The following is a 23,784-nucleotide window of genomic DNA, read 5'->3' as shown; positions in this document are numbered from 1 at the left end:
GACCGGTTCAGCCGGGATTCGGCTTGCCGGAGCGCCGAACACCTTCTTCCCGCCCGCCTACGGAAATGTCGAAGGCCACAGCGATCCCCGACGGCCGCGGACTGTCTGGGGCCGGCAGGTCAGGCCACCGCGTCGGGCAGGACGTGGCGCTGCCGGGAGCGGCGATCTGTATAGGCGAACAGCAGTGACGCCAGCGCCGAAATCGCGAGGACTGCCTCGGCGGCCAGGGCCGGCCCGGTGATGCCCTGGAACCGGAGGACCTCCCCGACATCTTCACCAGGCATGACGAAGGCCAGCCTCAGCGTCTGCTCGACGACGACGAGGAGCGCGAGCGGCCAGACCGGCGAAACCCGGGCCCGGCTTACGCTCCAGACGGCCATCGCCCAGAAGCCGACCGCGAACACAGCGGTCATCGCGGCCGAACCACCCGGCTGGCGCGCCGCGACGCCCACCGCGATCGACCCGCCGATCCACGCGGCGAACCACCAACGTCGGCCGGTCAGCGCAGGCGTGCCGGAACGGAAGGCCACGATCGCGCAGAGCATCAGCAGGATGTTGTATGTGTAGCCGGTAGAGGCGAACGTGGTGATCAGGTCAAACAGGTACCAGGGTCCGTAGAAGCTAGCAGCCGTCAGCTCCTGGTAGACGAGCACCAGCAGGACCAGCCCGCACAGCGCGCGGCCCAGTCGTCGCCCGCCCAGGAGAAGCAAGACGAGGATGACTGCGGGAAGCAGCAGCGGTTCCAAGGGGGCAAACCACGGTTCGCCCCCGCCCCGGCCCCAGCCGCTGCTGGAGAAGAAATCCCAGTGGACCGCGTCGATGCACTCCGCCACGAGGCCGACGAGCACCGCACGGCGCAGGACCTGCCCGACGAGCCCGGAGCCGGCACTCGCGGGGCGTGGAGCGATGCGGAGTCGGACGGCGAGCACCAGTATCGACAGCGTCTCGCGCAGACTGGGACGCGTCTGTCCCGGATCGGCCGCGTCCATGAGCGCCGTCAGCATCACTTCGGCACGATCGTCCTGGTACGTCTTGGGCAGGAGCCGGAGAATCCTGGCATACCGCTGTTCCAACGTCGTCACGCCAGTCCCCCCGCTATGTCGAGTCCGGCGGACCGCGCCGGGGCGGTGAACTTCTTGAGCCGTTCCATCGCCACCGCCGCGTCCGCGGCCATCCGGCTCGCCTCCGCCGCGAGCGCCTGCGCGCCGGTTTCCGTCAGCCGGAAGTACCGGCGCAGACGGCCGGACTCGACCGCGTCGCCGTGCTTTTCGACCAGCCCCTCCGCGGCGAGGCGGTCCAGGGCTCCGTAGAGCGTGCCGACGCGCAGGTCGACACGGCCGTCCGTCACGCGGCGGACCTCCTGGATGATGCCGTAGCCGTGGCGAGGCTCGTCGGCCAGGGCGGTGAGGATCAGGAAGACGGGTTCGGTCTTCCCCCTGATTATCATGCCCTGATATATATCGGCCCGCGAGATATTACGCAAGAGTTGAACCAGGTTCGTCGGTGCTACGCACCTGCGAAGACTGCGAAAGCCGAGGTTCCCCATCCGCTGATCGCAACCACCCGATGGAACGACTCGCCGCCGCGTGATGCGGCCACGTAATGCGACCGCGCGGGGGTAGGGCCCCTCGTCCGAGCGGCCCTACCCGCGATCCCTGTTCCGTCCTACCCGATCTGCCGCAACCGGGGCAGCGCCTCGGCCAGGCGCTCGGCGCGCGCCACGGGGTCGTCGGTCTGCACGATCAGCAGCGGGTCGCTGACTCCGATCGCCACGAACTCCTCGACCGTGCGTTGCAGCGCGTCGAGGTCGTCGCCGGCCCGGATCTGCACCGAGCGGCGGATGGTCGCCGGGTCGCGGCCGACGTCGGCACAGTGCCGGTCCAGGACCGCCGACGCCTCCGCCACCTCGGCCGGGGTGCCGCCGGCGGCGTTCCACACCGCGGCGTACTCGGCGGCCATGCGCAGCGTGCGCTTGCGGCCGCTGCCGCCGATCCAGATCGGCGGGTGCGGGGTCTGCACCGGCTTGGGCTCGGCGATCGCGTCCTTGAGCTGGTAGTGCTTGCCGTCGTGGGTGGTGCGGGGCTCGGTCCAGAGCGAGGTGATGATCTTCAGGGCCTCTTCCAGCCGGTCCGCACGGTCGCCGGCGGTGCCGAACGGCAGCCCGAGCATCGTGTGCTCGTTCTCCGCCCACGCCGAGCCGATGCCGAACTCCAGCCGGCCGCCGGACAGGTGGTCGACGGTGACCGCCATCTTCGCCAACTCGGCGGGGTGCCGGTAGGTGCGGCTTTTCCAAACCCATCGAACGCGCATACGATCACGGTCCATGACAGCGATCAAGCCTCTACGTGCGGTTCTAGCTCTCCGGATCTCCGACCTCAAGGACGAGAGTACGAGTATCCCGCGACAGCGTGAGCGGTGTACTGCGCACGCTACACAGCGGGGAATGGTCGTAGTTGGGGAAGCCTGCGATGAGGACGTGAGCGCGTCCACGGTGTCACCGGCCGACCGTCCCAAGCTCGGGGCATGGATGCGCCGTCCCGACGAGTTCGACGCGTTCATTTTCTGGCGGCAAGATCGCGCGGTCCGCTCAATGTCTGACATGGCGGACCTCTGCCGGTGGGCTCGGGACCACGGTAAGCGACTCCTGTTCACGGAGGGCGGTATTCCAGAGGTTGACCTCACCTCTCCTACATCAGAGTTCATGGTGATGGCCTTCGCCTTCGCGGCTCAGATGGAGGCGCAAGCGATCAAGGACCGGGTGAACTCCTGGTATGGCTACGCCCGGTCAACTGACCGTTGGACCGGCGGAGCCGCGCCGTTCGGATACCGCACGGTGCCGCATCCGGACGGAGGAAAGACGCTTGAGGTCGACCCCGAGACGGCTCAGCTTGTCCGTGAAGCTGCCGAGCGGGTGCTAAAGGGCGACTCGCTGAACGAGATCGTGCAGGACTGGAACAAGCGCGGTATACCGACGAACACCGCGAGGACGCGCCTCGCCAAGGGCAAAGCACCCCGCGAGACGTTCTGGTCTGGCTTCACTCTCGGGCGGGTTCTTCGGTCGGAGGGCCTGCTAGGCCGCAAGCAAGAGACAGTTCGGGACGAGAACGGCAAGAAGGTCGGCATGAAGTCCATCCTTGTCAAGGGGTCTTACGTGCAGATCGCCGAGCCCGTAGTCCCGTTGGAGGTGTGGCATCGTGTCAGCAAGGTCTTGAACCAGCGGGCTACTACCAGGGAGCGAAGCTTGGAAACCTCGGCTCTGTTGGGTGTGGTGTTCTGCGGAGCATGCGGCCGTCCCCTGTACCAGAACAGAAGCAAGGCCAAACGGCCAGACGGGACAGCCGGCAAGGAGTACCGCTACTACCGTTGCATCGGCGGCAACGGCAACAGGGGATGCCCACGTGTGCGGTTCCGAGGTGACGACTCCAATGGCCTTGAGGCGTTGGTCGAGATGCTGTTCCTCAGCAAGGTCGGTCCTGTCGAGGTCCATCGTCGCCGCCACGTCGAGGGGGAAGACCACAGCGCCGAACTCGACTCAGTAAACCGGCGTATCCGCCGATTGCGTGACGACCGCGAGAGCGGCCTATACGACGGTGAGGACGACGAAGCGGAGTATTCGGAGACGATGCGTTGGCTGATGAGCGAACGCAAGCGGCTAGAGGCCATGCCGACCCGTGAGGCCACAGTGGTGAGCGAACCGACCGGAGAGACGTATGCAGAGGTGTGGAGTCGCCTCGACACGGAGGGACGTAGGCGGTTCCTGATCGACACCGGGGTTCGCTGCGAGATTGGTTCTGTCGAGGGTGCACGTCGTCAGCCCCTCATCGCCGATGCAGGGGAGGCAGAGGAGACAGCCAACCGGCCCTTGCTCAACCTCATGCTCCCGGAAGACCTGGAGCAGCGTGTTCAAGCTTGGATGGACGGCCACACGTTGCCCGAAGTCACTACGCGAACCTCGGTACTGCTAGATCCTGAGATCTTGTCGCGGTTCACCAACGTAGAGCTGTAGACGATCGTTGAGGCCCCCGGCTCGTGGCCGGGGGTTTCGTGTTGCACCGGCTGTCTTGGGTAGGAGCTGGCGTGATGTGCGTGCAACTTCGTGCAACTCTGTAGCCGCCTGATCTCTGGCGGTGCAACGCTGAGCGCAACGGCAGGTCTTTGTGCACCAGGGAGGGCATCATGGCACTGCGATTCCTCGGCATCGACCCGAACACGGGCGACCAGGGGTCTCCGACTGTATGGCTCGACGACGAAACCGGCGATCTTGTGATCCAGTCTTATAAGGCTGACGCCGCAACGCTCGCCGCCTGCGCCGAAGTCGGCTCGGTCCCCGGACACTCGACCGACGTTCCCGAGCACGAAACCGTGGTTCGCCTTCCCGGCTACATGCTTCAGTTCTTCCCGAAGCCATGACAGAGAGGTCAACGTGGCAACAGACGACTTCCTCGAACTCCTGAACGGATCGAAGCACTCCGCCGTTCACATGGAGATGCGAGACGTTTACGCCGTCAGTGACGAAGATGAGGGCTTCAAGAGGTGGAAGAACGGCCATCGGCTCGACGAGGGGGACCGGGAGAGTTGGTGGCGTCCGTGGCTGACGCTCATGCAAGACACCATCGCACGCGGGGTGGTGGTCAGACGCGCGAGAGTCATCAGCGAACCGGTAACTGAGTACATCCGGTACGAGCATTCGTTTACCTTCACCAACGTGGCCGCCGGTGAACAGGTCAGGTGGCTCCCTCGCAGGCTCGCATCCGATCTCGCCTTTCCGGGCAATGATTTTTGGCTGTTCGACAACACGGCGGTCATGTTCAACGTCTGGACCGGTGACGGCGATTGGGCGGAGAACGGGCGAGAGATCAGGACTGAGCCGTCAGTGATCGACCTGTGTTCCTCATCTTTCGAAGCCGTCTGGGGGCGCGCGACACCACACGCCGACTATCACATCATCTAGTCCACACATGGCAACATCACCGTCGTCTAGCGCGCAGCAGGCCAGGCAGGTTCTCGGTTCCCGACTCGATGAGATTCGGAAGCATGCGGGACTGTCTGGCCCTGCCCTTGCCGCTCTCTGCGGCTGGCACAAGTCAAAGGTCTCTCGTATCGCCAACGCCGTAACGCCTCCGTCCGAGGCGGATATACGAGCTTGGGCGGCGCATTGTGGGGCTGAGGATCAGATCCCCGATCTCATCGCGTCTTTGCGAACTGTTGAGGGCATGTGGGTCGAGTGGCGCCGACAGACCCACGGGGGTCTACGTGCGATTCAAGCCGCCTTCGTATCCCTCTACGAGAAGACCAGGCACATGCGTACGTACTCGTGCTGGTTACTTCCGGGACCGGTCCAGATTCGACCCTATGCCGAGTCGATCATGCGGACTGTGCAGCTACGCGACGGCCTCATTGACGACGTAGAGGCCGCGACAGATGCGCGCCTTGAGAGGCAGCGCTACCTCTACGAAGGCAACCACACGTACGCCTTCCTCATCGAAGAGTCTGTTCTACGTTGCACGGTGGTAGACAACGACACCATGGCCGCGCAGCTCGGCCACCTGTTGACCATCGGCGGTCTTCCGAACGTGAGCCTCGGCATCATTCCGATGAGCACGAATCGAACGCACTGGCCGTGCGAGTCCTTCGGCATCTTTGATGACCAGCTCGTCAACGTTGAACTGGTTTCTACCGAGGTAACCATCCGCCAGCCGCGAGAGATCGCACTTTACGACCAACGGTTCAAGATCTTGTCTTCCCAAGCAAAACGCGGACCCGACGCCCGGAAGCTAATCACGAAGGCGCTAGACGCGCTCGCGTGAATAACTGTGCAACCTCGTAGAACTTCATTGAGACGCAGGTCACGCCTTTCGTAGCGTCATAGCCATGCTCCAAGAAACCGAGAACCCCACCCCCCACGGAATCTTGGCCCGGTTCACTGAGCTGCCCCCGTACCTGCCCAGAGGGCTTTACGAGTTCGACGATCCCCAGACGCTCGGGGACTTGGCAAGTGGCCAGGCGATCGCCATCGATCGACGTTGGTACGACGTGCTTGGATGCACGTCCGTCAACGGCTGGGTGAGCGTGGACACGACCGGACCGAAGCTCACCGCGCACGAGACCACCCCGGTTCATCTCGCGTGGAGGGAGCCGGACCGTGAGCCTGTGGCCACCTGGGTCTAACCGTCTTCCCGCCTCAAGCGTTGCTCCAGGCACCGAAGTCCTTCAGGGCGGTGCCGTGCGCGTGTTCGAGCGCTGTGAACAGTCGCCCGGCGGCTCCTACTGGCTCGTGTGGTGGCGCGGCCGTGACGAGCCCACACGCTTTCAAGAAGAGCCCACCTTGACTGTCTGGCCCGCAAAGCAGCGGGCCGCATAGATCCCGGCTCGTCCGCCGATCCCGTACCGGTCGGCGGGCCGGCCAATTGCTGTAAAGCGCGCTGATCCACCCGTCCGCTTGATGAGGCGACTCCCCCCGTGACGCGTACCGGGCGGGCGGGTGTTCCACCCTGCCCACTAACGAAAGGCGCCCTCGTGGCGGACACACCCGAGCCGATCAGCGGAATCCCCCAACTCGACGCCTACCTGCGCACGCGGCTGACCGCTGACGAGCAGGAGCAGATGCGACAGACCTACGTCGATGGAGACCCGGAGGGCAGTCAGGCAATCGTCAACAAGGCGAACATCCGCAATGAGAACAAGAACCAGTAGTACCGAGGTCTACGAACCTCCGCCGAATCCTGACGACTGGATCTGTGACGCACTGCCCTCGCGCCATATACCCGAGTTGCCGGATGTTCCTCAAGCGGCGCAGGAACGCCGTGAGGAGCCGATCACGTGGGCTGCGGTACGCGCTGCCCGGCCTGTCTATGAACCGCGCCACGGTGGCCTGACGGCCCCCTAGTCATGCACACCCCTCCGAGCACGGGAGAGCACATGAAGCGGAAGGCACTGGGAACACTGGTCCTCGCTGCCGTGGTTATCGTCGGCACAAGCGGTGCGTCCGGCGGATGCGGGAGCGGTGGTGACGGAGGCACATCCGCGCCTGCGGTGGGGGCGGGCGGCGAACAGTCCGCACCGAGCGAGGAACACAGTTCGGCCGAGGAGACCCCCAACGAACCGAGCGAGCCCGCTGAAGAGGGTCACGACCCGTGCATCAACTCGTTCGGCCAGCCCGGCAAGGAAATCACGGTGAAGGGCCAAACACTTGAGGCTCAGGTTTCAATCGGCCCTTGTGACCCCGAACCGACGCAGTACGGCGGGGTGCTCCAATTCGCCTACACCCCGGACAGCCCGCCTGGACAGTGGCAGCCTCTCGCATCGGTAGCGGTGTACGGCACAAGCGGAACCACCAAGACATCTACCGGCTGCAAAGATGGATGGTGGGTGGTCGTCTACACCGCATCGGGTCGTGACGGGAACGGCAACGACTTCCAGCATCCGTACAGCTCGATACCGAGGGACATCGAATGCCCGGCAAAGAACTGATCCCGATCGGTCGTCTCCTGGCGAGTGAACAGGAGGAGGAATCAAATACCGCGTACCTCCTGCTTCAGAAGATCGGTGGGTACAGCGGTACGCGCACCCTCTATCGGCAGAGTGTCGAGCGCGTTGAGGTCTACGTACCCGAGGTATGGCCGAACGCTGCCCGCGCAGCCCTCAGAACCCTGAACACGGATGACGCGGAGACCCACCCAGCAACGATCGTGGTCGATGGCAGTCCCCGTGACGCCGTGGAGGTTCGGGGAAGCGCCTCCCGCGCGCTTGCAACGAAGATCGATGGGGGGTGGATGTTGGTCGTGACGATGCCGCCGGGCGGCACGGTACCGGAGGTCAGGCTGTTTCCCGGAGAGAAGACCTCCGCTGACGGAGCCGTTCATTTCACGCTGCCTCCGGGCGTGGCTGAGTCGCTAAGAGGAGAGCAAGACTGATCAGGAGCGCATCGACGTGGAGCTGAAGAACGAGCCGGAGGCAGCGGCTAGCGCAGAGGCTTGACGATCGGCTACCTTGCCGGAAACGTCAACGGCCCCCGGAAAGAGCGGGAACTCTCGCCAGGGGCCTACACCTCAGACTCGGCTAGGAGTCGTCAGTGTCCCCCAAGCGTATCGCCCGTGCCCTGGTACTTGCCGGAATCGGGATCGTCATCCTCGCGGCCGGAATCCTCAGCTTCTCGGCGCTCCGCCGGCTCGGCATCGCCGCAGGCTGGACCCCTGGTCTTGCCGCATTGCTGCCCGTCTCCATAGACGTGTATGCGTTGATCTCCACGGTGTCGTGGCTTGTGCTGGCGGAAGGAGAGGCGGACCGGCGGCGGTCCGGCATCAACGCTTCCGTGGCCGTGTGCCTTTCCGTGGTAGGGAACGGCATCGAGCACCTGAACGCGTTCCACGTCCTCACCGTGGGGTGGCCCGTGGTCATCGCCGTTTCGGCGGTTCCGCCCGTCGTAATGGCCCTTTCCGTTCACCTTGCCGTTCGGTTTCTCGCCGAGACGGAAGAGGCGCAGACCGTTCCGGCGGTTGCCGCCGAGACGGTAACGGACGACGGGGAGAACGGCCCGGAGAGGGCCGTCAAGGGTGGATGGAAGACACTCCCTGAACCTGTGAAGATCTCCCGTGCCAAGGCCGCTACGGAGCGGCTGAAGGCCGAAGGAACGCCAGTCACCGGGGCATCCCTGGCGGGGATGCTTGGGACCACGGACCGGACTGGTCGGAACTACTTGGCGAAGTTGAACGCCGCATAGGCTCTCAAACGCAAAGAGGCCCCCACGCCCGAAGGCGTGGGGGTTTCTCGTTGGCGTCACCAGACCGACGGTCCTAAAAGGCATGCCGCTGACCAGCGGGGCAGAAAACAGAAACGGCCGGACAGCGACGCTGACGGCCGTACAGAAAAGGCTAGGGTGAATCGATGGGGACGCACTACAGCACGCCCCTACGGGCCTCTACGGCCCTTTCTTGATAGGCGTCATCGTGACTGACTCCGCATGGCGCGTGCACCAAGCTTCAACCACGCATCGGTGCACATCCAGCCGATAGCCGCACTGGCCGCAAACAAGCACTCTGCGGCTAGAACTAGTCGCCACATGTCACCGTCCACCGTTGGGGTAGTCGGCGCTGATGAGCGCCATGATGTCCGTCGCGGCGTCATACTCCGGTTCAACCGACAGCCGCGCCCGGTCGGACGGGTTCAGCCCCAACCGACCCCCATACTTCAGCATCAGTTCCGCCTGATCCTTGACGATCTGAGCGGCCGGATTCTTCACTACCGACCCTTCACGGCCCGGCACAAGCGGGCCCTTGTCGTTCAGTGCCGCGACCGCCTCCACATAGGCGCCCCAGGCGTTGCAATAGACGACCAGCGCAGCCCTATCAATCAGCGTCGTAACGCCCATGCGCGCCAGCTCAGGCGCTACCCGGTCCCACTCTGCACGGGCCTCCCCGAACAGGTCGGCTGGTGGTTCGGGCAGTCCCTTGGCCGGCTGAGGCTCGGACGCGGGGAACGTCCCGCGCCCCTCCAACACCTTCATGTGCGTTGGCTTTGGTGGGCGACCATTCACGGTGTACCTCCAGAAACGAAAAAAGCCCCTCGACCATCGAGAGGCAGTGAAGACGGAGGGAAACCCCTCCACTAGTTATATACGTGTCCCCTGAGCGAATTAGGGTCGGCGAGGAACGTAACAATTCAGCTACGTAGCTTGGACGTGCCGCTTTGAAGCGTGCACGCCTTCACCTCATAAACTGCTGTCACATAGGCAGATGCGTGACACCCAAAGCTGCGTGACGTTACTCACGTAACAGTTTGAGTCCTGCCCAAAGCCGAGAGTTTCCGGGGCATGTAAATATTCCTGCGCGGGTCGTGGACGAAACGGACATTAGACTTTTGACACCCCCATAGGGGTAGTGTCTTCAATCCGTGTTCCTCTACTTCGCCGAGAGTGATAACAGCACGTCACTGGCTGGCCGGCTGTGCCAGCCGACAGTAACGGCTAGTTCCTTCACCAGGTCACGGCCCGACCGGGCCGAAGGTCATAGGGGCGTAGCTGTAGCCACCCCCGGAACCATGGCGGCCGTAGCCGCACAGACCTCTACGCCATTGCCTTATGTGGTGTGCAGGGCGGCCCTGGCACGGCCGTACAGCAACCCATAGAGGCTTGGTGAAGAACTTCATGACCGAGGTTTCCATGGGCCGCGTGCGGCCCTGTATAGCCACTTCCTAGGGATATCAGCCGTACAGCGTCAGGCCGATTCGTCGGCCAGGCTGTCGGAGCTGGGAACGGCTTCCGGACGCCGCTGCCGCGACTCAAGGCGACGTAGCTTCTCCTCAACCGGCTGCGCTTCCCATTCTTCTTGCCGACGCCGCTCAGCGGCAATCACATCAGCCTGTCGTTCAAGAACCTCGAACACGCCGCGCTCGGCGGCTACACGGTCCAGATCATCCACGTCCCCGACGGCTTCCCAGCCGTCCGCAGTCTCGACAGCAAGACCAACCGATTCCAGTTCATCAAGCGCACGGCGACCCGTGCTTGCAGAACAACCAAGTCGAGAAGTCAGGTCGGCCCGTGACAGCGGGCCTAAGACTTGAAGCATCATCCACGCCCGACCGGGCGTGATGCCTAGACCAGATACGGCCCTGAAGGCCGGGTGTGTCATTAGAGCCACATCCATAGGCTCTATAGGGGGACAGTCTATAGATGTAGCTCCGATGACACGTGGATACGTGTCCACCAGCAACTTGAACCTGTTCGTCGTCCCGTCAGGGGACAGACCCTGTATCCATCCGGCGGCCTCAAGCCGCCCCAGACCCTTCGACACAGCCGAAGGCTTGCCCGCGTTCGCTTCAATAGCGAGCGTCCGCAGCGACGGCGCCTGAACAAGGTGCCCGTTCCTGTAGGCAATCAAGCACAACGCCATGAGTACGCGAAGGTCATAGCCGCCAGTGCGGCCACCCCACGGCGTCAACAACGCCGCGTCCCTCATCATGTCTGCGATGCGCTTACGTGCCGTCTCCTTGGTGAAGTCCGGCGTGGACGCAACATGCTTCCCCGCCCTTTCCCACGTGTTCCACAACTCTCGTTCGGCAGCCGCCGGACCCTGGTTCGGGATGATGTCTTCGTGAAGCTTCGCCCCGCCCTTGTTCGAGGTGTTCAGCATCATCGCCCGGAACTCGTCAAACCCCCGGTTCTTACGGCGCATGCCGAGAGCAATTGAGTACAGGGTTCCACTGCGACCACGCAGTCTTCCCGCCGTGTCTCCATGGCGTACAAGGGCCATCACGTAGTCCGACAGTTCCCCGGCCACATCCGGTGGCCCAAGTCGCTCAAGAGCCTCAGCAACGCCCTCAGGGGCGATCAGGTAGGGCTCAATGCCCGGCGTCCGATGCGGAGACAACGGCGGACGCATCTTCAGGCCCGCCCGAACGTGGGCCTTGGGGATACCGGCATGGTTGATCAGTCCGTCACGCAGTAGCTCCCGCTGCCCCTTCGGGACGAACACCCAGATGTGTTCGTGCGGCTCCCCGTCGCCCGTGACTCGGCCGGATGCGACCCGGACAACCGAGTTCCCGAACCCGTGGCCCTCAAGCCACTCAAGGACGTGGGTAGCCGAGAACGGCAACGCGTCAAGGTCCAAGTCCACCACCAACAGCGTGTCTTTCGGCGTCACCAAGAACGCCCGGCCCGACTCGGCCGCCTCATCAACAGAGCCCCACTCCCGCAAGGACGTGTTGTCCTCAGCGAGGAACTGAGCGACTGAGTCTTTACGGACCACGGCGCGTGCCAGCGCCCGCACATCAGCCGGTGAAGTCCCCACCCTGAACCTCCCCACTGATGATCTCGAACCTACGGGCGAGGGAGTCTAGCGATCACGGCCGACAGGCGACGAGCGGGTGTCGCCAAAACGAGTCGCGCACCCACCGAGAGACCGAAACGTGCCTACCTGCACTGTTACATCTATGTCAGAAATCGTGTACAGTCTGAGCCATGACAGAGATGCCGCACACGCACCCGACCACCCCGGCTACGGGCCGTCTGCGCCTGGTGGCGCTTCTCCGCGTCTCCACCAACGGACAGGTGGACGCGTACGGGTTCGACGCTCAGGCCAAGGACGTGAAGCGGTTCGCGAAGAACGCGGGTCACCGCATCGTCAAGACCGTCCGGGATGAGGGCATAACCGGCAAGGCCGATGAGGACGACCGTCAGGGCCTGGCTGAGGCGCTGGCGATGATCGCCAACGGCGAGGCTGACGGACTCCTGGCCCCGAACCTTGACCGGCTGGCACGTCAGCTCACCCAGCAAGAAGCCATCCTGTCTGTGGTGTGGGCTCACGGCGGCCGGATGTTCACCGCCGACCACGGCGAGCACCTTCCCGACGATGACGACGACCCCATGCGCACATTCGTCCGTCAGGTCATGGGCGCCGCCGCTCAGCTTGAGCGCGGCCTGATCACGAAGCGCCTGCGCAACGGCCGCAAGGCCAAGGCGGAGAAGGGCGGTTACGCCTACGGCGCTCCGCGCTACGGCACGCAGGCGAACACCAAAGGTGAGCTTGAGGAGAACCCGGAAGAGGCTGGCCGGCTGGACCAGATGCGCACGTGGCATGCGGCAGGAATGAGCTTCCGCGCCATTGCCACCAAGGCGAACGAACTCGGCTGGACCAGTAAGCGCGGTGGCCAGTGGCACCCCACCACCGTTGCCCGTGCCCTATCTGACACGGCCCGCGAGAAGGCCAACGAGAAGGCCGCACGCGCACGTAAGGCCGCTAAGGAACGCGCTACCCAACAGCGCGCCGAGAAGGTCATCGGACGCGTCCTGTAGGCCGTAGAACGGCTCCGCAGACAAACAAAGGGCCCCGTCCGAAGACGGGGCCTATTTCGTTGCCGCTGTGATGTCTGTCACGACGGAAGTTCGGCGCTTTTGATGTCTTCCCAGCTCATCAGGCTCTCTGGTCCAAGTTTGGCAACGTCGCTCGCCAGGGTGCCGGTAGGTGTTGCCCGTGACGGAACATCCGATGCGGACCCGCGACGTCAGCGCCGCCGCGCCCGCCAGCGCCGTCCAGGCCTCGAAGATGTCCTTGGTCTCGTCGCCGCCGAGGCTGGCGAAGTGGTCCATGTTCCAGACGTGGTCGAAGCCGGCTTCGTCGGCGATACGCCAAACCGCCTTGTACTCCTCGATCGTCGCGTCCTGGCTGAGTTTGATCCCGAAACGGAGATTGGCCATAGGCCAGTCCTACCCCATCGGGATGTACTACTTAGCCGTCAACGCGCCAAGCTTCTTGCCCGGCCGCTTCGCCGCGAGTTCCTCCTCGGCCAGTGCCAGCCAGGGCCACGCGCCGAGCCGCGCGAACCGATCCGCCGCCGCTTCCAGCCGCGCGCGGTCGCCGTCCTGACGGCCGTAGGCGAGCAGCGTGCGCGCTTCCTCATAACGGTCATCGGTCTCTGCGTGCAGCCGCAGCGCCCTGTCAAAGTGCTGCTTCGCCTTGGCCGCCTTGCCGATCTGACCGAGACAGCGTTCTGCGACAGCGCGCACCACTATCGACATCGACGCGGCCGCCTCGTCCTTCGCACGTTCCGCGGCCTTGCGCGCCAGCGCCATCTGGTCGGCCCGGATCAGCGCTTCCACCAAGTCACCGGCCAGCGGCAGCACCGACGGGTCCTGGACCCCCAGTTGCTCCAGCCCTTCGGCCACCCCGCTCAGCACAGTCGCCGCGGCGTCCCACTTGCCCTCGGCCAGAAATGCCGTGCCGACCGCGTGCCTGGGCCACAGCACATAAGCCTCGGCCCCCGCGGACTCCGCTTCCAGCGCCGACGCCTCCTCGGTCGGCGCGCCCATCAGGGCACTGACACGCAAGGCCAACCCCCGCGCCACCGCCCGAACCGGCTGCTGTCCCAACCGCGACGCGAGCGCCGCCGCCTCCATCGCGTCGTCCCGCGCCGCCGGCCACCGCCCGGCGCGATAGCCCACCTCAGCCCGTACGATCAGCGCCGCCGGCAGGTGCTCGGCCGCACCATACGCGCGCAATAGTGCGATTGAGCGGTCCAGCAGAGCAGCCGCGCCCCGCACGTCGCAAGTCCACATCGCCCCGGCCGCGATCGCGGGCAGCGTCAGCGGCCCCACATCCAGCGGATCGGACATCAACGCCGAGGAGACCACCGGAGCCAACATCGCTTCGGCGTCGACGGCCCGGCCGGCCAGGATCAGGCCGATCGCGGTGGTGTGCCCGCCGACCTCCAACAGAGCCTTGATCCCGGTCTGCGGAGTGCGCAACGCCGAGGTGCGGGCGGCGATGCGGTCCAGACGCTGATTGAGCGTCGCGTCGTCGGTCAGGACCCGCGCTTCGCGGATCGCCCGGCCGACGCCGCCGAGGTCGCCCAACAACCGTGCGGTGTCGGCGGCACCGGCCAGCCAGCGGGCCCGCGCACCGGGATCAGGGGACAGAGTCGCCGCGCGTCCGTACGACGACCGCGCGGCCTCCAGCGCTCCTCGCCCGCGCGCGCCGTCCGCGGCCCGGCCCAGCGCCTGAGCCGCCGCGCCGTCGGTCCCGGCCGCCGCCCCGGCGAGGTGCCGGGCCAGGATCTCGCCCTTCTCGGTCTCGCGCAGTCCGAGGATGGCGTCGACGAACGCCGTGTGCGTGCTCTGGCGCTCGGTCGGAGTGGCGTTCGTGTAGACGGCCGTGGCGACGCCGAGATCGCGGAACCGCCAGCCGGTGGCCGTGGCCTCCACGACGCCGTCCGCGACGGCCGGAGCCAGATCGCCGACCTGCAGCCCGAGGTGGTCCAGCGCGCCGCCGATCTCATCGATGTGCCCGGTGGCGCTGGCCGCGAGGACCAGCAGCGCCCGCGTGGTCGCCTTCGGCAGATCGCCGGCCGGGGCGGGCCGCTGAAGCTGGACGGCCACGGCACCGAGTGCGCCGAACGGGGCCCGCCGCACGTCGTCCAGCCCGATCAGCCACGCCACCGGCGCCCGTCTCGTAGTCCGGACGGCCACGGAAATCGCCGTCGCCGACTCCGGATCGAGCAGCTGGGCGTCGGTGATCACCGCCACCACCGGCTGCCCGGCCGCGGCCTGAGCGATCAGTTCGCCCGCGGCCCGGCCCGCGTGACCGGCCCCGCGATCGAGGTCGAGCCCGGATTCACCGCCGAGCAGCGGTTCGCCGTCGAGCAGCGGCCGCACCAATTCGGCCAGCCCACCGAACGCCGACGCCTGCGCGACCGGCCCGCCACCGCCGGCGCGCAGCACACAGAAGCCGTCCACGACGGGGCCGGCGATCGCCGCCGTGTCCGCCGGAAGCGCGCCGCCGAGCAGGACGACGCCGCCCAAGCCACGCCGCACGTGCTCAAGGAGGGTTTGCACGGGCTGCCGCATACGTATCAGCCTACTGGCGCGGCGCTCGCGATATGTCGGATCGGGCGAACCGGGCAGCGGAACGGGATGAAGCGGCGGTGGAAACGGGGTTAACGGCGGGGTTAACGGCGGTCGAGCCGATAAACCAGCTTCAGGCCGGACCATGTGCCGTCGATCGCCGCGATCTTCACGTCCACCAGGCCGATCGGCAAGGCGAGCGCGTCTTCGCGCACCACGCTCTCAGTGACATCGGTCACGACGCCCGAGGCCTTCTTCGGCCAACACATCCACAGCGCGCCGTTCTTGGCCATCAGCGGTGGCAGGGTCGCGAAGTCCCGGGTGAGGGCCGCCCGGTCGAGGGCGAACGCCACGATCACGTCATACGGGCCGGCACCGCCCTCCTCGGTCGACTCCAGGGTCACCTCGTAGGGCAGCGGCTGCGGATCGAAGTCTTCGGGCGCGTCGTGGACGAGCACGTAGTGTCCGGTCTTGATACCGAGTTTCTTGGGAAGCGGGGTGGCGGAGTAGTCGGGGTGGTCGGAGTCCTGCGGGGAAATCACGTCCGCAACACTAAACCGGCCGGTCGGCTATGCCAGGTAATTGAGCGCGACGAAGCGGCGGCTGTCGGCTGTCCACATGTGGCGGGCTACGTAGCCGAGCGGGATCGCCAGCGCCATCAGCGCCTCGGATCCGATGCGGGCCCAACCGAATTCGTCCCCGTTCCTGCCGCTAGGAGCGACGCCGGCCGAAGGACTGGCCGAAGAACCAGCAGAAGAACCGGCAGAACGACTGCTCGAAGGGCCGGCAGAGGCGTTGACCGGATCGCCGCCGAACCCGAACCGCACCCGATACCGCAGGTCGATGTCCTCCGCCTCGGTCTCGACGATCAGCTCCCCCACGCCGGGCCGGATCAGCGTCCGCAGCCGGTCCAGCAGCGCCCCGGGGTCGCCGCCGATGCCGATGTTCCCGTCCATCAGCAGTGCGTGCGGCCAGCGGCCCGCGCCCGGCAGCCGGTCGAAGACCGACCGGCGCAGCGCACTCGCCCCGTTGGCCCGGCTCAGCAGCAGCGCGAACGGCGCCACGTCCACCCCCAACGCCGGCACGCCACGCCCGGCGAGCTCGGCGACCAGCCGCCCCGGCCCGCAGCCCAGATCCAGCGTCGGGCCCTGACAGCGGTCCAGCACCGCCTTGTCCACGGCGTCCGGCGGCGCGCTGAACTTCGCCGCGTCGAGCACCAGGTGCTCGCCGGTGTCGGCGTGCAGGACCAGCCGGGCGGACGGATCGTTGATCGCCCGCGCGTAGGGCGCGCTGGCGGTCCAGGCGCGTTCGTCGCTCACGCCGGGACCGGCAGACCGGCGCTCGCGGCGTGGGCCGCGGCGGCGAACCGGGACGCGGGAGCCGCGGCGGCGACGGCGGCCACGTCCGCGATGGTGTCGACGTCGCGCAGCACCGGTAGCGTCCGCACCCTGAGGCCCGCCGCGGTGAGCCGGCCGAGCTGCACGGCCCCGGTCGTGTCCGTGGACATCGGCACGTCGAACAGCAGCCGATCGAGTTCCACCGCGCGCGGACGATGGAAACCCAGCGACCAGAAGCCGCCGTCCTCGGCCAGGCCGATAGTCGCGTCTTCCCATGACGTGGGCAGGCACGCTTCCAAGAGCGGACCGGTCACCTGCGGCGTGTCCATGCCGATGAGGAGCGCGGGACCGGGATCGAGCGCCGCGGCTTGCTCGAAGGCCGCGGCCAGCCGCCGATCCAGGCCGCCGCCGGATTGCGGCACGACGGTGAACCCCGACGGCACCTCGACCAGCCCCGGCTCTCCCTCCAGAGCCAACAACCGACGCCGGAACCGTGCCGTGGCAACGGCTTCCAGCGTGTCGGCCAACGCCGCGGCGGCCAGCCCGGCCCCCTGCTCCGGCGTGAACGGCGGCGTCAGCCGGGTCTTCACCCGGCCCGGGACCGGCGCCTTCGCGATGACGATCAGGGTGCTCATCGGGTCGCGGCCCTCCAGACTCGGCGCATGTCGCGGACGGCTTTGACTGTGCCGCCGACCGTTCCGGTCACCTTCGACTTGCCGGTCCGCGGCGCGTACGGGACGTCGGTCTCCGCGATGCGCCAGCCCTCGCGCGCCGCCTTGAGCACCATCTCCAGCGGATAGCCGAACCGCCGGTCCTCGATCCCGAGCGCCAGCAACTCCTCGCGGCGCGCGGCGCGCATCGGCCCGAGATCGCGGATCCGCACGCCGGTCTCGCTCCGGATCCGCCGGGCCAGCAAGCGGTTGGCCAGCCGGGCGTGCGGGGGCCAGGCATCGCGGGTCAGGGGGCGGCGTTGGCCCAGCGCCAGGTCGGCCTGCCCGGCGCGGACCGCGTCGGCGACCTTCGGCAGGTCCTCGGGGTCGAAGGAGCCGTCACAGTCGAGGAAGCAGACGACGTCGGCCGTGGCGGCGAGCAAGCCCGCGTGGCAGGCCGCGCCGAAGCCGCGGCGCGGCTCGTGCACGACCAGCGCGCCCAGCGCCGCCGCCACCTCGGCCGAGCCGTCTGTGGAGCCGTTGTCGACGACGATGGCCCGGTAGCCGGCCGGGATGCGGGACAGGACGTACGGAAGGGCCTCGGCTTCGTCCAGGCACGGCAGGATGACGTCCGTCGGGCCCAGACTGTCCAGAACGAGTCCCGCGGCGCGGTCGACGGAATCAGCGGAATCGGCGGAATCGGCGGCGACGGTCGTTTCGCGACGTTTTGTCGCCGATCGCCTACGAAGTGTCTTGAAAGCCAGTTGGCCCGCGTAGACGGCCACAACCGCCACCAGAGCACTGCCATACCCCTGGAACGCGGTGCCGCCCAGCTGCACCATGTATCCCGCGTACGCCACCCCGACCCATGCGACGCTCCGCCAGCCCGCGAAGGCGATGAAGAGGACCAGCAACTCGGCGTACCAGGCGAACGGCGGCGCGGTGACCAGGAATCCGACCCCGGTCATCGCCAACGCGCCGTGCCAGGGCCGCTCGGGATCGCTCAGGCGCCAGACCAGGAGGGCCGTCACCGCCAGGACGGCCACCGCCGCCGGCTTCACCAGCGACGTCGGCATCACCGAGTCCAGCAGCGCGAACCGGCTGCCGCTCTGGTAGCCCTCCTCGTCCAGATAGCCGCCGAAGAAGCCCTCGACGCCGCTGCCGACCGCCAGGACGTGCGGCAGATACACCCCGACCACCACGCCGACGACCGATCCCAGCAGGAGCAGCGGCCGACGCCGCAGGGCCGCCGGCACGGCCAGCGCGGGCGTCACCTTCGCCGCGATGCCCAGGCCCAGGAAGACGCCGCCGCGTCCGACCCGCTTCGAGGCCAGCGCCAGGAGCCCGCAGGCGGTGAACAGGACAGCCAGGACGTCGGCGTGGCCCCCGTTGCCCGCCTCGATCGCCACGGTCGGGCACCAGGCCCACAGCACGGCGTTGCGGGCGTCGACACCGATCCGCGGGAGCCCCGCCAGCAGGAGGAACGTGACGCCGATCGCGAGCACCGCCGCGGAGATCTGGATCCCGCGCGGTCCCCACCAGTGCGCGAGGAAGTAGTACGCCTCGGCCACCGGCGGGTAGATCGTGTGGACGAGCGGACGGTTGAGCAGGGTGCAGCCCGCGGTGATGCCCGGCGCGGACGTCACACAATGCGAAGGGTCGAGCCCGCGGCCGGTCGGCGGGAACAGGCCGGATCCGGCGCGCAGGCCGACCAGGCGGGTCGCCACCGGCACGTAGCGGTAGGGGTCGATGCCCGCCGCCTGGACGCGGCCGTCCCAGACGTAGCGATAGAGGTCGTCCGAGAAACGCGGAGCTGTGGTGAACGCCACGATCTGGGTCGCCGTCGCGCCACCGAGGATCAGCCAGCGGGCCCACCGCACTCGCAGCCCCGACACCGACCACGCGCCGACGAGGTAGAGCGCGAACAACGCGCCGATGACCACTCCGGCCCAGCGGCCATGGCTGAAGTCCGAGGTAGCGTGGACGCGGACGATCGCGTAGACGCCGATGGTCAGCAACATCACCGCCCCGAGCGCGACGACCAGCCGCGTCAGTTCGGCCGGGCCCGGCCGTGCCGCCTCGGGGGTGCGAGACGAGCGCACGCTCGTCTCGCGGGGAGCCGGAATGAGCACACGGCCCGCAACCTCTGTCATGCGCTCAGACTGACCGCCGACCGGCGCCCGCGGCGATGCCCCGCGCCGGGCCGTCACAGATCCGTAAGGAGTGGAAAGCCCCGATCAGGGCCTCGTACCGTGTTTCCTTGGACCGTAACAACGACCGCACGACCGCACCACCGCGGACCGGTACCACCAGGAGGACAGCGAACCGATGAGCACGCCGGAACCCGCGGCCGCCGGGGCTGTCACCCAGGGTGGTGAATCCAACACTGGACGTCCGGACGGCGAGCCGCCGCTGGACGTCCTGGTCGTCGACGACGACGCCACCGTCGCGGAGGTCGTCGCCGCCTACCTCACCCGGGCCGGCTACAGCGTCCGGCGCGCCGCCGACGGCCCGTCCGCCGTCGCCGCGGCCGCCGAGCGGCTGCCGGACCTGATGGTGCTGGACCTGATGCTGCCCGGCTTCGACGGCTACGAGGTGCACCAGCGGATCCGGGCGCTCGGCGAGGTGCCGGTGATCATGCTCACGGCGCGCGGCGAGGAGGGCGACCGGATCCTGGGGCTCCAGGTCGGCGCGGACGACTACGTCACCAAGCCGTTCAGCCCGCGGGAGCTGGTCCTGCGGGCCGGGAGCGTGCTGCGCCGGGCCCGCGGCCACGGCCGGGGCCGCGGCTCCGGATCGCCGCAGCCCGCTGAGTTGCTGACCCTGGGCCGGCTCGAGGTCGACCTCACCGCGCACCAGGCCCGGCTGGCCGGCGAGCCGCTGGCCCTGACCGGCCGCGAGTTCGACCTGCTGGCGTTCCTGATGGCCAACCCGGGCCAGGCGTTCAGCCGCGCCGAGCTGATGCGGCAGGTGTGGGGCTGGTCCTTCGGCGACCAGTCGACCGTCACGGTGCACGTGCGGCGGCTGCGGGAGAAGATCGAACCCGATCCGGCCTCGCCGTCGCTTATCGTCACCGTCTGGGGAGTCGGCTACCGGCTCCAAGCACCGGAGGACCTTGATGCGTGACCAGTTGGAGATCATCGCCATGGGCGCCGGCTCCGCGGTCGGCGCCTCGCTCATCGGCTGGCTGGCGCTGCGGGCCCTGCGCGGGCGCTCGCTGCGGGCCTCGCTGTTCGCCTCGGCCGCGACCGCGGCCCTCGCGGTGGTCGCCGGTATCGTGATCGCCTCGCGGGCGATGTTCATCTCCTCGCACGACGCCGGGGTCTCGGTCATCGTCTCGCTGTCCGGCGCGGCGGTGACCCTGGCCCTGGCCGCTCTGCTGGGCCGCAGCCTGGCCCACGACAGCCGCACGCTGCGCAGCGCGCTCCAGGCCCTCGGCGAGGGCGACGCCGCCCCGGCCCCGGTCCAGAACGGCAAAGCCCTGATGACCGGCGAGCTGGCCGACCTGGACCGCGAACTGCGGGCCACGCGGGCGAAGCTGGCCGAGTCCAGGGAACGGGAGCGCGCGCTGGAACGGTCCCGGCGCGAACTGGTCGCCTGGGTCTCCCACGACCTGCGCACCCCGCTGGCCGGGCTGCGCGCGATGGCCGAGGCCCTGGAGGACGGCGTCGCCACCGACCCGGCCCGCTACCACGTGCAGATGCGGCAGGCCGCCGACCGGCTGGCCAGCATGGTCGACGACCTGTTCGAGCTGTCCCGGATACACGCCGGCGCCCTGCGGCTGACCCTGGAGTCGGTGGCGCTGGCGGACCTGGTGGACGGCGCGCTGGCCGAGGGCCAGCCGCTGGCCCGGGCCCGCGGGATCGAGCTGTCCGGCGTGGTGACCACCCCGGCCACAGTGCGCGGCGATGTCAGGGAACTGTCACGGGCGCTGTCGAACCTGGTGGTGAACGCGATCCGGCACACCCCGGAGGACGGCGCCGTCCGGATCGAGGCCTCGGACCTGCTCCCGGCCGCCGGGGACGGCGAACCGCGGGTGCTGCTGGCCGTGACCGACGCCTGCGGCGGGATCCCGAGCGAGGACCTGGACCGGGTCTTCGACGTGGCGTGGCGGGGCACGGCGGCGCGCACGCCGGAGGTCGAGAGCCCGGTCGGCGCCGGGGCCGGGCTGGGCCTGGCCATCGTGCGCGGCATCGCTGAAGCGCATTCGGGTGCTGTCACGGTCGGCAATGTCGACGGCGGCTGCCGGTTCGAGATGCACCTCCCGGTCCCGGTGTGAGCTTTGCTACGCGTTTTGTTGAGGTAGGGGCGGCGATGCGCTAGGTCCCCTCTAGGGTGGTCGGTCGGGACTACGGAGGGGATCACATAATGAAGCGCATTCGTTTGACCGCGTCCGCAATAGCCGCCTCGTCGCTGGGCTCGCTGGGTCTGGTCGGTATCGGGGCCACGAGCGCCCACGCCGCCAGCACCACGCCCAACACGGCTTTCAGCGGTAAGGGCTTCGACACCTGCATCGCCCCGAACTCGGCGATGATGGACGACTGGTACGCCCACTCGCCGTACCGGGGCGTCGGGGTCTACATCGGCGGGGCGTCCTATCACCCGGACAAGGACTGCGCGTCCACCGCGAATCCCAACCCGCCCGCCGACGGCGGCTACACCAAGGACTGGGTCCAGCACCAGGCCGCGACCGGCTGGGGCATGTGGGCCATCTACGCCGGCCAGCAGGGCCCGACGTTGACCGCCGCCGGCGCCGACCCGACCGCCCTGGGCACCACGGACGCCGCTGACGCGGTACAGAAGGCGACCAACCTCGGGTTCGCCCCGGGCACCACGATCTTCGTCGACATGGAGCCGTACCACGAGGACGCGACCGCGAAGGCGGTGGTGGCGTACCTCAAGAGCTTCGGGAACGCGTTGAACGGGACGGGGTTCAAGCTCGGTCTCTACGGCACGTCCGGGAACCCGGCCAGCGGCCACAGCGCGCTCAGTGACGCGACCGCCGACCCGGCGCTGACCGCCCAGATCTCCGCCGTCGACATCTCCGGCACCACCTCGGACCAGGCGAACTTCAACGCCACGACGAACGACCCCTACGTCCCGGCCACCGACTGGGCCAAGCACCAGCGGATCCACCAGTACTTCCTGGACGTGAACCGCCAGTACGGCTCCTCGCCGGCGATCCAGGTCGACGAGGACGACGTCGACCTCTCGCCGACGTCGCACGTCACCCTCGACCCGACGCAGGTACACGCCGTCCGCTGGGCCGGCAACGACCGCATCGGCACCGCGGTCGCGGTCTCCCAGAAGCTGTGGCCGACCACGACCGACAACCAGGCCGACTTCTACGCCCCGGCCGACAAGCGCCCGCTGGCCAAGAGCGCGGTCCTGAGCCGCTCGGACCAGTTCGCAGACGCCCTCGGCGGCTCCGCCCTGGCCGCCCACGACAGCGGCCCCCTGCTGCTGACCGAGACCAAGGCCCTGAACCCGGCGACGGCCAACGAACTGCGGCGCACCCTGGCCCCCGGCTCCAACGTCTACCTCCTCGGCGGCAACCAGGCTCTGTCCCCGGCGGTGTCCACGGCCGTCCAGAAGCTGGGCTTCAACCCGGTCCGCGTAGCCGGCCCGGACCGCTTCAGCACCTCGGTCGCGATCGCCCAGCAGATGGCCGGCGACATGAAGGACTCCAGCGGCCACCCGGCGGTGCAGCGCGTCCTACTGGCCACCGCGAAGGACTTCCCGGACGCCCTCGCCGCGGGCACAGCCGCCGGCGCGACCCCGGACACCGTCCTGGTCCTGACCAACGGCACCCAGATGCCAGCCGCCACCTCGACCTTCCTGCACCAGTGGGCCGGCACCCCGGCAGGCGCCAACGTCTACCCGGTCGGCGGCGCGGCGAACACCGCGGCCAAGACCCTCGGCGCAACCGTCCCGGCCGGCAACCTGAAGCTGGACGGCCTGGTCGGCGCCACCCGCTACGAAACCGCGGCCCTGGTAGCCCACCAGTTCTTCGGCGCCACCGGCACCCCCCACATGTACGGCGTCGCCACCGGCGTCCAGTGGGCCGACGCCCTGTCCGGCGGCGCCGCGATGGCCACCTTGGACGGCCCCCTACTCCTGACCGAGCCCACCAGCCTGGCCCCCGCCACCCGCGGCTTCCTCAACGCCGAGGAGGCCGGCGGCTCGATCGAGGTCGGCGTGGTGCTCGGCGGCACCGCCGCGATCTCGAACGGGGTGTTCAACAGCTTGTAGGGCGGTAGGGCGGTAGGGCTTGAAGGCCTGCGGAACGGCATGGCTTGAGAGCTTGGAGAACGGCATGGCTTGAGTCGGCGGCACCGGATTCGGTGCCGCCGACTTGGTTTTCCGGGAGCTGGTGCTGTGTCAGGCGACGGCAACGGCAACGTTTGCCCGGCAGTTCGCGCCGGGGCGGTCGGGGGCGGGATCTGTTGTTGGCTGGGGTTTGTTG

At 67.8% G+C, this 23,784-nt stretch carries 24 protein-coding genes and 1 pseudogene; 13 read left to right on the top strand and 12 right to left on the bottom strand.

Annotated features, from left to right (window positions below; genetic code table 11):
* Positions 1 to 119 precede the first annotated feature (119 nt).
* From KGQ19_RS22580 to KGQ19_RS22570, 3 genes are all read right to left on the bottom strand, one after another.
* A complete protein-coding gene (locus KGQ19_RS22580) occupies positions 120 to 1,082 on the bottom strand; it encodes a hypothetical protein (RefSeq protein WP_212011213.1) in 963 nt (320 codons plus the stop codon).
* Positions 1,079 to 1,447, bottom strand: a complete 369-nt coding sequence (locus tag KGQ19_RS22575; RefSeq protein ID WP_212011212.1) for a PadR family transcriptional regulator — start codon at positions 1,445 to 1,447, stop codon at positions 1,079 to 1,081. Before KGQ19_RS22575 ends, KGQ19_RS22580 begins: the two co-directional genes overlap by 4 nt.
* 218 nt (positions 1,448 to 1,665) lie before the next feature.
* Positions 1,666 to 2,310, bottom strand: a complete 645-nt coding sequence (locus KGQ19_RS22570) for an LLM class flavin-dependent oxidoreductase (RefSeq protein WP_230419179.1) — start codon at positions 2,308 to 2,310, stop codon at positions 1,666 to 1,668.
* 13 nt (positions 2,311 to 2,323) lie between these two features.
* Between KGQ19_RS22570 and KGQ19_RS22565 the strand changes: the two genes are divergently transcribed.
* From KGQ19_RS22565 to KGQ19_RS22525, 9 genes are all read left to right on the top strand, one after another.
* On the top strand, positions 2,324 to 4,006 hold the full coding sequence (locus tag KGQ19_RS22565; protein WP_230419178.1) for a recombinase family protein: 1,683 nt from the start codon (positions 2,324 to 2,326) through the stop codon (positions 4,004 to 4,006).
* Positions 4,007 to 4,176: 170 nt separating this feature from the next.
* Positions 4,177 to 4,410: a hypothetical protein gene (locus KGQ19_RS22560; protein ID WP_212011209.1), complete on the top strand. Its 234-nt coding sequence runs from the start codon at positions 4,177 to 4,179 to the stop codon at positions 4,408 to 4,410.
* Between the two features lie 13 nt (positions 4,411 to 4,423).
* A complete protein-coding gene (locus KGQ19_RS22555) occupies positions 4,424 to 4,951 on the top strand; it encodes a DUF6879 family protein (protein WP_212011208.1) in 528 nt (175 codons plus the stop codon).
* Positions 4,952 to 4,958: 7 nt separating this feature from the next.
* Positions 4,959 to 5,807: a helix-turn-helix domain-containing protein gene (locus tag KGQ19_RS49845; RefSeq protein ID WP_212011207.1), complete on the top strand. Its 849-nt coding sequence runs from the start codon at positions 4,959 to 4,961 to the stop codon at positions 5,805 to 5,807.
* A gap of 64 nt (positions 5,808 to 5,871) precedes the next feature.
* The gene (locus KGQ19_RS22545; protein WP_212011206.1) at positions 5,872 to 6,168 is read left to right on the top strand and encodes a hypothetical protein; all 297 of its coding nucleotides are present in this window, start codon (positions 5,872 to 5,874) and stop codon (positions 6,166 to 6,168) included.
* Between the two features lie 348 nt (positions 6,169 to 6,516).
* Positions 6,517 to 6,693: a hypothetical protein gene (locus tag KGQ19_RS22540; RefSeq protein WP_212011205.1), complete on the top strand. Its 177-nt coding sequence runs from the start codon at positions 6,517 to 6,519 to the stop codon at positions 6,691 to 6,693.
* A gap of 225 nt (positions 6,694 to 6,918) precedes the next feature.
* On the top strand, positions 6,919 to 7,470 hold the full coding sequence (locus tag KGQ19_RS22535) for a hypothetical protein (protein ID WP_212011204.1): 552 nt from the start codon (positions 6,919 to 6,921) through the stop codon (positions 7,468 to 7,470).
* Positions 7,452 to 7,913 (top strand): hypothetical protein, encoded by a 462-nt coding sequence (locus KGQ19_RS22530; protein ID WP_212011203.1) that lies wholly within the window; start codon positions 7,452 to 7,454, stop codon positions 7,911 to 7,913. The genes KGQ19_RS22535 and KGQ19_RS22530 overlap by 19 nt, the downstream gene beginning before the upstream one ends.
* Before the next feature lie 158 nt (positions 7,914 to 8,071).
* A complete protein-coding gene (locus KGQ19_RS22525) occupies positions 8,072 to 8,719 on the top strand; it encodes a DUF2637 domain-containing protein (protein ID WP_212011202.1) in 648 nt (215 codons plus the stop codon).
* A gap of 342 nt (positions 8,720 to 9,061) precedes the next feature.
* Here the strand turns inward: KGQ19_RS22525 and KGQ19_RS22520 are convergent, their stop codons facing one another.
* Both KGQ19_RS22520 and KGQ19_RS22515 read right to left on the bottom strand, forming a co-directional pair.
* Positions 9,062 to 9,502, bottom strand: a complete 441-nt coding sequence (locus KGQ19_RS22520; protein WP_212011201.1) for a phage terminase small subunit P27 family — start codon at positions 9,500 to 9,502, stop codon at positions 9,062 to 9,064.
* Positions 9,503 to 10,211: 709 nt separating this feature from the next.
* Positions 10,212 to 11,783: a helix-turn-helix domain-containing protein gene (locus tag KGQ19_RS22515; protein ID WP_212011200.1), complete on the bottom strand. Its 1,572-nt coding sequence runs from the start codon at positions 11,781 to 11,783 to the stop codon at positions 10,212 to 10,214.
* 170 nt (positions 11,784 to 11,953) lie between these two features.
* Here KGQ19_RS22515 and KGQ19_RS22510 point away from each other — a divergent pair, with 170 nt between their 5' ends.
* Entirely contained in the window at positions 11,954 to 12,787 is an 834-nt protein-coding gene (locus KGQ19_RS22510) for a recombinase family protein (protein ID WP_212011199.1), read from the top strand.
* A gap of 51 nt (positions 12,788 to 12,838) precedes the next feature.
* Here KGQ19_RS22510 and KGQ19_RS22505 read toward each other — a convergent pair whose 3' ends face one another.
* The 7 genes and pseudogenes from KGQ19_RS22505 to KGQ19_RS52885 form a co-directional block, all read right to left on the bottom strand.
* Positions 12,839 to 13,189, bottom strand: a complete 351-nt coding sequence (locus KGQ19_RS22505; protein WP_230419175.1) for an LLM class flavin-dependent oxidoreductase — start codon at positions 13,187 to 13,189, stop codon at positions 12,839 to 12,841.
* A gap of 27 nt (positions 13,190 to 13,216) precedes the next feature.
* Positions 13,217 to 15,334, bottom strand: a complete 2,118-nt coding sequence (locus tag KGQ19_RS22500; protein WP_212011198.1) for a hypothetical protein — start codon at positions 15,332 to 15,334, stop codon at positions 13,217 to 13,219.
* 101 nt (positions 15,335 to 15,435) lie between these two features.
* The gene (locus KGQ19_RS22495; RefSeq protein ID WP_212011197.1) at positions 15,436 to 15,873 is read right to left on the bottom strand and encodes a hypothetical protein; all 438 of its coding nucleotides are present in this window, start codon (positions 15,871 to 15,873) and stop codon (positions 15,436 to 15,438) included.
* A 27-nt stretch (positions 15,874 to 15,900) separates the two neighbouring features.
* On the bottom strand, positions 15,901 to 16,650 hold the full coding sequence (locus KGQ19_RS22490) for a class I SAM-dependent methyltransferase (RefSeq protein WP_212011196.1): 750 nt from the start codon (positions 16,648 to 16,650) through the stop codon (positions 15,901 to 15,903).
* Positions 16,647 to 17,303 (bottom strand): TIGR04282 family arsenosugar biosynthesis glycosyltransferase, encoded by a 657-nt coding sequence (locus KGQ19_RS22485; protein WP_212011195.1) that lies wholly within the window; start codon positions 17,301 to 17,303, stop codon positions 16,647 to 16,649. Before KGQ19_RS22485 ends, KGQ19_RS22490 begins: the two co-directional genes overlap by 4 nt.
* Entirely contained in the window at positions 17,300 to 17,962 is a 663-nt protein-coding gene (locus KGQ19_RS52890; protein WP_368862145.1) for a glycosyltransferase family 2 protein, read from the bottom strand. Before KGQ19_RS52890 ends, KGQ19_RS22485 begins: the two co-directional genes overlap by 4 nt.
* A gap of 312 nt (positions 17,963 to 18,274) precedes the next feature.
* Positions 18,275 to 19,339 (bottom strand): annotated as a pseudogene (locus tag KGQ19_RS52885) (glycosyltransferase 87 family protein); the annotation flags it as partial.
* Positions 19,340 to 19,646: 307 nt separating this feature from the next.
* Between KGQ19_RS52885 and KGQ19_RS22475 the strand changes: the two are divergent.
* The 3 genes from KGQ19_RS22475 to KGQ19_RS22465 all read left to right on the top strand — a co-directional run bounded on the left by KGQ19_RS22475 (position 19,647) and on the right by KGQ19_RS22465 (position 23,570).
* Entirely contained in the window at positions 19,647 to 20,444 is a 798-nt protein-coding gene (locus tag KGQ19_RS22475) for a response regulator transcription factor (protein WP_212011193.1), read from the top strand.
* Positions 20,437 to 21,597 carry a sensor histidine kinase gene (locus KGQ19_RS22470; protein WP_212011192.1) on the top strand — a complete coding sequence of 387 codons (1,161 nt, stop codon included), beginning with the start codon at positions 20,437 to 20,439 and terminating at the stop codon, positions 21,595 to 21,597. The genes KGQ19_RS22475 and KGQ19_RS22470 overlap by 8 nt, the downstream gene beginning before the upstream one ends.
* Before the next feature lie 89 nt (positions 21,598 to 21,686).
* Positions 21,687 to 23,570, top strand: a complete 1,884-nt coding sequence (locus tag KGQ19_RS22465; RefSeq protein ID WP_212011191.1) for a cell wall-binding repeat-containing protein — start codon at positions 21,687 to 21,689, stop codon at positions 23,568 to 23,570.
* The last annotated feature ends 214 nt before the right edge of the window (positions 23,571 to 23,784 follow it).

Origin of the sequence: Catenulispora pinistramenti (genome assembly GCF_018274385.1) — a bacterium.
In the GTDB taxonomy this organism is placed as follows: Bacteria; Actinomycetota; Actinomycetes; order Streptomycetales; family Catenulisporaceae; genus Catenulispora; species Catenulispora pinistramenti.
This window is presented reverse-complemented; position numbering and strand designations above follow the sequence as displayed.

What these genes read in the sequence shown, in the direction of transcription:
- KGQ19_RS22560 (WP_212011209.1), top strand. Translation starts at nt 4,177, where the DNA reads ATGGCACTGCGATTCCTCGGCATCGACCCGAACACGGGCGACCAGGGG.
- KGQ19_RS22510 (WP_212011199.1), top strand. Translation starts at nt 11,954, where the DNA reads ATGACAGAGATGCCGCACACGCACCCGACCACCCCGGCTACGGGCCGT.
- KGQ19_RS22530 (WP_212011203.1), top strand. Translation starts at nt 7,452, where the DNA reads ATGCCCGGCAAAGAACTGATCCCGATCGGTCGTCTCCTGGCGAGTGAA.
- KGQ19_RS22565 (WP_230419178.1), top strand. Translation starts at nt 2,324, where the DNA reads ATGACAGCGATCAAGCCTCTACGTGCGGTTCTAGCTCTCCGGATCTCC.
- KGQ19_RS22485 (WP_212011195.1), bottom strand. Translation starts at nt 17,303, where the DNA reads ATGAGCACCCTGATCGTCATCGCGAAGGCGCCGGTCCCGGGCCGGGTG.
- KGQ19_RS22475 (WP_212011193.1), top strand. Translation starts at nt 19,647, where the DNA reads ATGAGCACGCCGGAACCCGCGGCCGCCGGGGCTGTCACCCAGGGTGGT.
- KGQ19_RS22575 (WP_212011212.1), bottom strand. Translation starts at nt 1,447, where the DNA reads ATGATAATCAGGGGGAAGACCGAACCCGTCTTCCTGATCCTCACCGCC.
- KGQ19_RS49845 (WP_212011207.1), top strand. Translation starts at nt 4,959, where the DNA reads ATGGCAACATCACCGTCGTCTAGCGCGCAGCAGGCCAGGCAGGTTCTC.
- KGQ19_RS22470 (WP_212011192.1), top strand. Translation starts at nt 20,437, where the DNA reads ATGCGTGACCAGTTGGAGATCATCGCCATGGGCGCCGGCTCCGCGGTC.
- KGQ19_RS22505 (WP_230419175.1), bottom strand. Translation starts at nt 13,189, where the DNA reads ATGGCCAATCTCCGTTTCGGGATCAAACTCAGCCAGGACGCGACGATC.
- KGQ19_RS22570 (WP_230419179.1), bottom strand. Translation starts at nt 2,310, where the DNA reads ATGCGCGTTCGATGGGTTTGGAAAAGCCGCACCTACCGGCACCCCGCC.
- KGQ19_RS22520 (WP_212011201.1), bottom strand. Translation starts at nt 9,502, where the DNA reads ATGAAGGTGTTGGAGGGGCGCGGGACGTTCCCCGCGTCCGAGCCTCAG.
- KGQ19_RS22535 (WP_212011204.1), top strand. Translation starts at nt 6,919, where the DNA reads ATGAAGCGGAAGGCACTGGGAACACTGGTCCTCGCTGCCGTGGTTATC.
- KGQ19_RS22545 (WP_212011206.1), top strand. Translation starts at nt 5,872, where the DNA reads ATGCTCCAAGAAACCGAGAACCCCACCCCCCACGGAATCTTGGCCCGG.
- KGQ19_RS22500 (WP_212011198.1), bottom strand. Translation starts at nt 15,334, where the DNA reads ATGCGGCAGCCCGTGCAAACCCTCCTTGAGCACGTGCGGCGTGGCTTG.
- KGQ19_RS22465 (WP_212011191.1), top strand. Translation starts at nt 21,687, where the DNA reads ATGAAGCGCATTCGTTTGACCGCGTCCGCAATAGCCGCCTCGTCGCTG.